Here is a 9,711-nt window from a genome sequence, read left to right as displayed (position 1 = left end):
TGGCTATTTTGCTAGGAATTATGTCCCAGCCTCTATCTTATAAATCAATGTAAGGATAATTATTTTTTATTTTTTATGAAAAAAACACCTTGCCATAATATAAAACCAATGAGTAAGCTATAAATGATTAAAAAGACATACCAAAAGGGCGTTAAAATCATCGTTGATATGAGAGATAGGATAATAATAATTGTACCTGTTGTCATTGGTCTTTTAATTTTACGAAATAGTGAAAGACGTTCAACTTCGTCTATTTTGAAAGTACCTACAAAAAGTAAAATCGCACCTATTATAAATATCGTGGGTGATAAATATGGGATGGACATATACACCGATTGTGTGCTCGATTTATCTGTTATAAATTGCAATAAGCTTATAACAATAGCTAGTATTATAGCAATAAACTTTTGGTCAGAAATTACAAAAGGATATAGCTTGAAATTTAAATATATTTGTAAAAGTGTCCATATCATAAAGAGTGTGACGGTAAACATCGTAATAAAATTGAATTGATTAATCGCAAAAATATCAATCACGCTATTGATTAAAATAGATAATAATATGGAGCTAAACTTAAGCTGTCTGAAACGATGTCGGTATAAATCGATGCCAAGAATTAGCAAGACGATGGCGATGTTAATTAATATATATATAATCATGTTGAACTCCTATTCGTAATTCTTCATCTCTTCATTATACCAATTAACATTAACTTAATCATTTCATAACACTCAGAAATTTTTTAACGTATTTTCAATATTAGACGCCTTTTTTATTACTCCATAATAATGTATGTAATTGTGGTAGTACATAGACATGATTCATATCACTACTTTGCATTACACAATCCACTAATTGCTCATATCTTTCAAGTAATTTATCAGTATGTTGGTCAACGTTATCATCAAGATAAGGATTGCCTACTTGTAGATAGAATGGGATGTTAGGATAACGATGATGAATTAATTTTGCAAAATCATAGTCTGCATCGTCAAAAATCACCACTTTCAAATTAAGTGAATGAAATGTACATTGATTTATAACAGAATCTAATACTTCTAGATTAGTTTTCATTCCCGAACTAGGGGGTTTTGGACTAATCGTTAAATCGTCAATTTGTGTCATCCATGATTGGAAACGACTACCTTGTGTCTCTAAAGCTGTATAAATATGTTTCTCTTCAAATAAATCTACTAATTCCTGTATACCTTTGATTAAAGCAGGGTTACCTCCAGATATAGTCACGTGATTAAATCGATGACCACCTATTTCAAGTAACGCTTCATAAATTTCTTCAGCAGTCATTAATTTGATATCTTCTTTAGCACTACCGTCCCAAGTAAATGCAGAATCACACCAGCTACATCTATAATCACAACCAGCTGTTCGCACAAACATTGTTTTTCTTCCTATTACACGACCTTCACCTTGAATTGTTGGTCCGAAAATTTCTAAAACGGGTATTTTAGCCATTTACATTTGATCTTCCTTTGGTCTATAAACTACGTAACTTGAAGGTGTTTCTCTAAGATAAACTTGAACACATTTCGGTTGATTCTCTCTTTGATTTAACTCTTTTTGAACAATGTGGTAAATCGTTTGTGCGACAATTTCTGTTGAGGGACTTTTATCCTTAAAAGCAGGCAAGTCATTAAGCAAATAATGGTCAAATTGTTCGTGAACTAGCTTTTTTAAATCTCTAAAATTAACTAAAAATCCACATTTATCTAGTGTATTGCCAGCAATTGTTAAGTTGACGTAATATGTATGACCATGTGTACGAATACATTTTCCTGCTTCTTCAAAGGGAATATAATGTGCAGCAGAAAAGTTAAAATCTTTGTTAAGTTCGAATTGATATGGGTGAGTGACACTTGGATAAATTTGTTGCATTTTCTTATTCTTCTCCTTTATGTTCAAGATAATGTTTTAAACCTCTAGCTCTTAAGTGACATGCTGGACATTCACCACAGCCATCACCAATGATACCGTTATAACATGTTAATGTGTTGTGGCGAATATAATCTAACACACCTAGCTTATCGCTCAGTGCCCATGTCTGTGCTTTGTCTAACCACATTAATGGCGTGTGAATGACAAAGTCTTTATCCATTGAAAGACTTAAAGTTACATTCATAGATTTGATAAAGCTATCTCTACAATCTGGATAACCTGAAAAATCTGTTTCACAAACACCAGTAATAATATGTTTAGCATGAATTTGATAGGCCAACGCGCCAGCAAAAGATAAGAACAATAGATTTCTAGCTGGTACGAAAGTATTAGGAATACCATCATCTTTATCTTCAATTTTTAACTCATGTTGTGTAAGTGCATTGGGAGTAAGTTGAGATAGTAATGACATGTCTAAAATATGATGTTTTAAATTTTGTTCTTTTGCAATTTTTTTTGCAACTTCAATTTCTGTATCATGTCGTTGTCCATAATTAAATGTAACGAGTTCAACTTCTTTAAAATGTTTTTTAGCGTAAAATAAACATGTCGTACTATCTTGACCACCACTAAATACGACAAGTGCTTTTTCTTTATTTAAGTCATTTTGCGACATTGATATGACTCCTCATCATTGTGATAATTTTGCATAAAAAAAAGTCTATCTCTATAAAAAAGATAGACAGAAATATTAAAGACATATATAGTCTTAACGTTATAATATGAAGAAATTCATTGTTGAAATTTTCATGTCTAGTTTTTTATAGAGGGTTTCGGCTAGGAACCTCTGTTATTATTTTGTACGGAACATAGAATAAACGAAATGCTATATAAAATCAAGTCATGTTCTGTGATAATAGAGGGTAAGAACTATAATAATTAACAATCTTTATCGATAATTGAGGTATGAATATGATTTTAATGATAGATAATCAAGATTCTTTTACATATAACTTAATAGATTATATTAAGGTACAAACTACTGAAGAAGTGAAAATCATTTCTGTAAATGATTTGATGATACAGCATCTCGATGCATTAAATCCGAGAGCGATTGTCATTTCACCTGGACCTGGGAAACCAAGTGATTATCCAATACTATCATCAGTATTAGAAATATTTCATCGTCACGTTCCCATTTTGGGTGTCTGTTTAGGTTTTCAATTAATCATTGAATACTTTGGAGGAAACATTATCCATAATGATAAACCTGTTCATGGACATATTACCAAGATAAGCCATAGCAATGAGGGTATTTTTAAAGGGCTACCATTGTATTTTAACGTAATGCGATACCATTCACTTATGGCTGACCCTTCTACAATATCTAGCGCATTAAAAGTCACAGCGCTGAACAACGAGAATGTTATCATGGCTGTTGCGCATCGTAAGTATCCTATTTATGGTTTACAGTATCATCCCGAATCAATACTAAGTGAATATGGTCACGAACAATTAAATTTATTCTTAACCGAGGTAGGGGTTAAATATGCACATTGAATTTAAGTATCGCTATTATGAGAATGAAAAGGACTATGAAGACTATCAATTAGAAATGGATAACGTTCAAGATTCTAAAATTGCATATCGTCTTGATGAAGTAGGGGATGTCATTCACTTTGCAGAACAAGAACAACGTAACGGAAGTTATGTTGCACTTTATGTTACTTATGAAGCAGCACCTTTTTTTAATAAGGAAATGGTGGTCAATATCGTGGAACAATCCCATATTTTTGCTGCAGCTTATTCATTTAAATCGGTCAATTCGATAAAAAATATAAAAAAAGTAATGTCTACTAAAAATCATATAAAAACTGAAGGATTTTATTTTTGTGAAAGTGATAAAGCGATGATTAACAAGGTCAAATCGATTCATAAAGCCATCATCGAAGGGGCAACGTATCAGGTGAATTACACAACGCGCTTAAAAGCAGAAATTTTCTGTCCTATAAGTCACTTATATCATCAACTTACTATGTCACAAAATGGTAATTATACCGTTTTAATGGACACACCTGATATAAAAGTAGCATCAATATCGCCTGAACTTTTCTTTCAAAAAGGTGACTATAAAGGTAAATCAAATATGATTGTTAGCAAGCCGATGAAAGGAACCATGCCTAGAGGGAAAAATGTTAAAGAAGATGAGCTATATTATAATAATTTAAAAACTTCCTCTAAAGATATGGCAGAGAATGTGATGATTGTAGACTTATTACGTAACGATATTACAAGAATTGCTCAAAGTGGAACTATAGATGTACCTGAACTGTTTTCGATTGAGAAATATGACACAGTTTTCCAAATGACCAGTACAGTTTGTGGCCAATTACAAGATGACATTCAATTAATAGATATGATGCGAGCGCTCTTTCCTTGTGGTTCTATTACAGGTGCACCAAAAATAAATACAATGCAATATATAGCTCAGTTGGAAGACATGCCAAGATCCATTTACTGTGGAACAATTGGCTTATTACTTCCAAACCAAAGGATGATATTTAATATACCTATACGGACAATTGAGTATAATCATGAAGAAGCGGTTTATGGGGTGGGTGCTGGTATAACAATTGATTCAATACCTGAAAATGAAGTTCAAGAATTTCACGATAAAACTAAAATTTTGGAGCGGTTATAATATGCATTTATTTGAAACAATGAAATTGGATAGGGGATTCATTCCTCGGCTTGAATACCATTATCAACGTATTTCAACTTCTAGTGAGCATCTAGGATTTCAATTTGATCATCTATTATGGAAGCAGTTTATTCATAATATAAAAACCTTGCATTCAAAAGGCGTATATCGTTTGAAGGTGACGTTAAACAAAGAAGGGGAACTCAACTATGAGTTATTTCCGATACCCGATAAACCTTTTTTTACCGCACGACTAGTTCAACAAAAAAAGAATATTGATAAAGTAATCATAACTAATAAAACAACAGAACGTGATTATTTAACACATAATCATTTCACAGATTTAATACTGATCTATGATGAAGAAGGTAAAATTTTAGAGTTTGACATTGGCAACGTAATGATACAAGAAAGAGATAAATTGTATACACCAACATATAAAGAAGACATGCTCCCCGGCTGTATGAGACAATCTCTTATTGATCAAGGGGAAGTTATAGAAAAAGATTTTTATATCGAAGAATTTAAAGAAAAAATCAAATCGAGTCAAATCAACGTCTATTTAATCAATAGCTTAAGAGAGGTTGTCGGTGTTAAAGTATATGTATAATATATTTATGAAAAAGAATTTTAATGATAAAAAATAATGAGGTAGCCTATGACATTATTATGGTTAGCTATATTAATACTTCTTACTGTATTAGGTAAAAAGATGTCAAACCAAGCCATTAAAAACAATCAAGTGCTTATTGCTAAGTTAATAGCTACTATAACTACATTTTGTGCGTTTGTGTTGGTTTATTTGCTTATGCAATCTATAATGCCACATATTATTAAATTGATGAATGTGTTTTATCATCATTAATTTTGACGAGGTGATATTATGAAAATATATAGTCAAGGCGACCAAGCCATTGTTGTTTCAATAGAGAAAAATGTATCTCAAAGACTGACAGAAGATTTACTTTCATTGAGAGCATATTTAATTGATAAATCATATCCATTTATTACTGAAATTGTAGCTACAGAATCTGACCTAATGATTTGCTATGACGCAAGAGATATGATTAAACATCACCATATTCAGTCACCATTTTTATATATGAAAGCTTTAATTGATTCTATAAAATTAGAAATTAGACATCATCGGCAACAACTTCAAGCGAGATATATTCAAAAACAACAATCTGTTAATATTCCAGTTATATATGGCGGAGAATTTGGTCCTGATTTACAACATTTGTTAAAGCATCTTAAACTCAAATTAGAGGATTTTGTAAAACTACACACTCAAGAAAAATATTTTGTATCAATGATGGGGTATTCACCAGGATTTCCGTATCTTACCGGAATGAATAAAAAATTACATGTGAACCACACAAGTAAAAAGAAAAAATTCATCCCTAGTGGATCAGTTATTATTGAAGGGAAAAAATGTGGAATAGTTACTACTGATACATATAATGATTGGTTAGTTATAGGATATACACCAGTTCAACTTTTCTTTCCTGAGCAACAAAACTTTACATTATTAAAGCTAGGAGACAATGTCACATTTGAGTCTAAAGATATCAATGAAATAGAACTAGGAGATTATAAAACATGTCAATCATAATTGAAAATAGTGGTCTATTTAGTAGCTTTCAAGATTTTGGCAGAAAGGGATATGAACATGAAGGTGTCATCCCTAGTGGTGCACTAGATGAATTAGCACATGAAATAGCCAACCGTCTGGTTGCAAATGACAAGAATGAAGCAACACTTGAAATGACTCAAAAAATGGCAACAATTCGCTTCACTGAGCCGGCACTAATAGCTTTAACAGGTGGTAATTTTAAAGCTGAAACTGAACATATGAAAATTTATCCTAATAAATTATATCTCATCAATGAAGGTGAGACATTGAAATTTAATGAAACCAGTCGTACATCACGCGTTTATCTAGCAGTTGGTGGCGGTTTTAAACTAGAAAAATGGCTTCATTCAGCATCTACAGATTTTAATGTGGAGATTGGTGGTTTTAAGGGAAGAAAGCTTAAAAAAGGTGATGAAATAGAATTAAAACACCATTATTCTCAACGACATCTTAAGCTATTTGAAAACTTATCTGACAAACGTACAACTGATTGGGGAATTGATGGTTACGCATTGTCTTTTAATTATGTTTCAGATGTTTTTCATGTGATTAGAAATAAGGGAACGGAAGATTTTAAAAAAGAGGCGACGCGTCGTTTTACAACGGCTGAATATAGTGTGTCTAGTAAAACAAATAGAGTAGGTATGGTGCTTGATGGACCCCGAATCAAAGCATACTATGATGATATGCCGGCTCATCAATCAGTAAAAAGAGGAACCATTCAAGTTAAGAGAGATGGCACACCGATTGTATTATTAAACGATCATTATACATTAGGGAGTTATCCTCAAATAGGTACAATCGCAAGCTATCATCTAACAAAATTAGCACAAAAACCACAAGGCTCAAAATTGAAATTTCAATTTATAGATATCGAAACTGCAGAAAAAAACTTAATAAAGTATAGCAATTGGTTAAATCAATTGTTCCATGGTATTGAACATCGTATGCAATTAGAAATGTTAAAGTGACGTATAACTATGGAATTGTTTTCCCATAAATAAAAAAGAAGTAGTCTTGTGCACGTACATCAGATTTGGAACTTAAATTGAATCGTCCTGGAGACTGATGAACATAAGAAATACTGAGTTTATAATGAATCATTATATATGTAAAAGAACTCAATTATTTAAAATTTTAATAGCACTTTTATGTTGACAATTTACCTGTATAGCGTGCTTTTACTTGATATTTAAGACATAATACTATATATTTATAAATTGAACTATGTATTTTTATTACAATAAGATTACAAACATTTAAAAATCTTAATAAAAAGTTAACAACTACATAGTCTAAACAATGACGTATTCGCATTTACGATTTATATCAAATTTTTAAATTTATAAATAGAAATAATCGATTTAATCAAATGAATATAAAGTAATTTAAGCAGATAGTTATAATTTGAATTAACTGAAGGTAAAGTGAATCATTTAATGTAAAAATGATTCATTACTAAAAACGGAGGAAACAAACATGAGTTTACCCAAGAAGAAAATAGGAATTTTTACGTTCTTCTTATTAACGGTATTCACCATTACTTTGAAGACATATTTTTCATATTATGTTGACTTTTCTTTAGGTGTCAAGGGTTTAGTACAAAACTTAATATTGCTTATGAATCCTTATAGTTTGATTGCACTTGTACTAAGTGTTTTCCTATTTTTTAAAGGTAAGAAGGCATTTTGGTTCATCTTTATTGGAGGATTTTTACTTACGTTTCTACTTTACGCAAACGTTGTGTACTTCAGATTTTTCTCAGATTTCTTAACTTTTAGTACACTAAACCAGGCAGGCAACGTTGAATCAATGGGTGGTGCAGTAAGTGCTTCTTTCAAATGGTATGACTTTGTCTATTTCATTGATACTATTATCTATCTTGTCATTTTAATATTTAAACGTAAATGGTTAGATAATAGAGCATTCAGTAAAAAATTTGTACCCGTTGTGATGGCTACGTCAGTAGCATTATTTTTCTTAAATTTAGCGTTTGCAGAAACAGATCGTCCCGAATTATTAACAAGAACTTTTGATCATAAATATCTTGTGAAATACTTAGGACCATATAACTTCACTGTTTATGATGGTGTAAAAACAATCGAAAATAATCAGCAAAAAGCACTAGCTTCTGAAGACGACTTAACTAAAGTGTTGAATTACACTAAGCAGAAACGTACTGAACCTAATCCTGAATATTATGGTGCAGCGAAAAAGAAAAATATAATTAAAATTCACCTTGAAAGTTTCCAGACTTTCTTAATCAATAAAAAGGTAAATGGTAAAGAGGTTACACCGTTTTTAAATAAATTATCTAGTGGTAACCAAGATTTTACGTATTTCCCAAACTTTTTCCATCAAACAGGACAAGGTAAAACATCTGACTCAGAGTTTACAATGGACAACAGTTTATATGGCTTGCCGCAAGGATCAGCCTATTCACTGAAAGGAGATAATACGTATCAATCATTACCTGCTATACTAGATCAAAAGCAAGGTTATACATCTAATGTAATGCATGGTGACTACAAAACATTTTGGAATCGAGATCAAGTTTATAAACATTTCGGTATTGACAATTTCTATGATGCCACTTACTATGACATGTCTGACGACAATATTGTTAATCTTGGTTTAAAAGATAAACCATTCTTTAAAGCATCAGCAGATTATCAATCTAAAATGAAAAAGCCGTTTTATTCACACTTAATTACTTTAACTAACCACTATCCTTTCACATTAGATGAAGAGGATGCTTCTATTGATAAACCTAATACTGGTGACTCAACAGTAGACGGTTATATACAAACGGCACACTATCTCGACCAAGCTTTAGAGGAATATATTACTGATCTTAAGAAAAAAGGTCTATATGATAATTCAGTCATTATGATTTATGGAGACCATTATGGTATTTCAGAAAATCATAATAATGCTATGGAAAAATTATTAGGTGAGAAGATTACACCAGCTAAATTTACAGATTTAAACCGCACTGGTTTCTGGTTAAAAGTTCCAGGTAAATCAGGAGGCGTAAATAAAGAGTATGCTGGGCAAATGGATGTTATGCCTACATTACTACATCTTGTTGGTATAGATAGCAAGAATTACCTAATGTTTGGCTCTGACATGTTCTCTAAACAACACAATAACGTAGTACCATTTAGAAATGGTGATTTTATCACTGAAGATTATAAGTATGTGAATGGTAAAATTTACTCAAATAAAGATAATGAATTGCTTACTGAAAAACCTAAAGACTTCGATAAAAATAAAAAGCAAGTAGAGAAAGATCTTGAAATGAGTGACAGTGTGTTGAATGGTGACTTGTTCAGATTCTACAAAAATCCTGACTTTAAAAAAGTAAATCCTAGTAAATATGAATATAAATCAGGTCCAAAAGGGAACGAAAAAAAATAGTTTTTCAGTGAGTTGAAATTGTTAAGTGGTTGGGACATAATTCCTAGCAAAATAGCCAGTA

Annotated in this window: 11 protein-coding genes and 1 riboswitch; of the genes, 7 read left to right on the top strand and 4 right to left on the bottom strand. The window is 31.4% G+C overall.

Annotation, left to right across the window (positions count from 1 at the left end; translation table 11 throughout):
- Window positions 1–59 precede the first annotated feature (59 nt).
- From HMPREF2897_RS12385 to queC, 4 genes are all read right to left on the bottom strand, one after another.
- Window positions 60–659, bottom strand: coding sequence for a hypothetical protein (locus HMPREF2897_RS12385; protein ID WP_002445900.1), 600 nt, complete (start codon window positions 657–659; stop codon window positions 60–62).
- A 100-nt stretch (window positions 660–759) separates the two neighbouring features.
- On the bottom strand, window positions 760–1,473 hold the full coding sequence (gene queE / locus HMPREF2897_RS08010; protein ID WP_070592903.1) for a 7-carboxy-7-deazaguanine synthase QueE: 714 nt from the start codon (window positions 1,471–1,473) through the stop codon (window positions 760–762).
- The gene (gene queD, locus HMPREF2897_RS08005) at window positions 1,474–1,893 is read right to left on the bottom strand and encodes a 6-carboxytetrahydropterin synthase QueD (protein WP_002490766.1); all 420 of its coding nucleotides are present in this window, start codon (window positions 1,891–1,893) and stop codon (window positions 1,474–1,476) included.
- Between the two features lie 4 nt (window positions 1,894–1,897).
- Window positions 1,898–2,569 carry a 7-cyano-7-deazaguanine synthase QueC gene (gene queC / locus HMPREF2897_RS08000; protein WP_070592902.1) on the bottom strand — a complete coding sequence of 224 codons (672 nt, stop codon included), beginning with the start codon at window positions 2,567–2,569 and terminating at the stop codon, window positions 1,898–1,900.
- 131 nt (window positions 2,570–2,700) lie between these two features.
- Window positions 2,701–2,747: riboswitch (PreQ1 riboswitch) on the bottom strand.
- Between the two features lie 118 nt (window positions 2,748–2,865).
- Between queC and HMPREF2897_RS07995 the strand changes: the two genes are divergently transcribed.
- The 7 genes from HMPREF2897_RS07995 to ltaS all read left to right on the top strand — a co-directional run bounded on the left by HMPREF2897_RS07995 (window position 2,866) and on the right by ltaS (window position 9,650).
- A complete protein-coding gene (locus tag HMPREF2897_RS07995; RefSeq protein ID WP_002487106.1) occupies window positions 2,866–3,453 on the top strand; it encodes an anthranilate synthase component II in 588 nt (195 codons plus the stop codon).
- Complete coding sequence (locus HMPREF2897_RS07990; protein ID WP_002445905.1) at window positions 3,443–4,594, top strand: chorismate-binding protein; 1,152 nt, start codon at window positions 3,443–3,445, stop codon at window positions 4,592–4,594. Before HMPREF2897_RS07995 ends, HMPREF2897_RS07990 begins: the two co-directional genes overlap by 11 nt.
- Before the next feature lies 1 nt (window position 4,595).
- On the top strand, window positions 4,596–5,204 hold the full coding sequence (locus tag HMPREF2897_RS07985; RefSeq protein ID WP_002490714.1) for an aminotransferase class IV: 609 nt from the start codon (window positions 4,596–4,598) through the stop codon (window positions 5,202–5,204).
- Between the two features lie 48 nt (window positions 5,205–5,252).
- The gene (locus HMPREF2897_RS07980; RefSeq protein WP_001830353.1) at window positions 5,253–5,459 is read left to right on the top strand and encodes a hypothetical protein; all 207 of its coding nucleotides are present in this window, start codon (window positions 5,253–5,255) and stop codon (window positions 5,457–5,459) included.
- An 18-nt stretch (window positions 5,460–5,477) separates the two neighbouring features.
- Entirely contained in the window at window positions 5,478–6,209 is a 732-nt protein-coding gene (locus HMPREF2897_RS07975; RefSeq protein WP_002445907.1) for a 5-oxoprolinase subunit B family protein, read from the top strand.
- On the top strand, window positions 6,197–7,201 hold the full coding sequence (locus HMPREF2897_RS07970) for a 5-oxoprolinase subunit C family protein (protein ID WP_002445908.1): 1,005 nt from the start codon (window positions 6,197–6,199) through the stop codon (window positions 7,199–7,201). Before HMPREF2897_RS07975 ends, HMPREF2897_RS07970 begins: the two co-directional genes overlap by 13 nt.
- A gap of 508 nt (window positions 7,202–7,709) precedes the next feature.
- Window positions 7,710–9,650, top strand: coding sequence for a polyglycerol-phosphate lipoteichoic acid synthase LtaS (gene ltaS, locus HMPREF2897_RS07965; protein WP_002445909.1), 1,941 nt, complete (start codon window positions 7,710–7,712; stop codon window positions 9,648–9,650).
- Window positions 9,651–9,711: the final 61 nt, after the last annotated feature.

The sequence above is a fragment of the Staphylococcus sp. HMSC065D05 genome (assembly GCF_001813195.1).
GTDB classification, from domain to species: domain Bacteria; phylum Bacillota; class Bacilli; order Staphylococcales; family Staphylococcaceae; genus Staphylococcus; species Staphylococcus epidermidis.
Note: the sequence above shows the minus strand (reverse complement) of the source record. Positions and strands in the feature narration are given on the sequence as shown.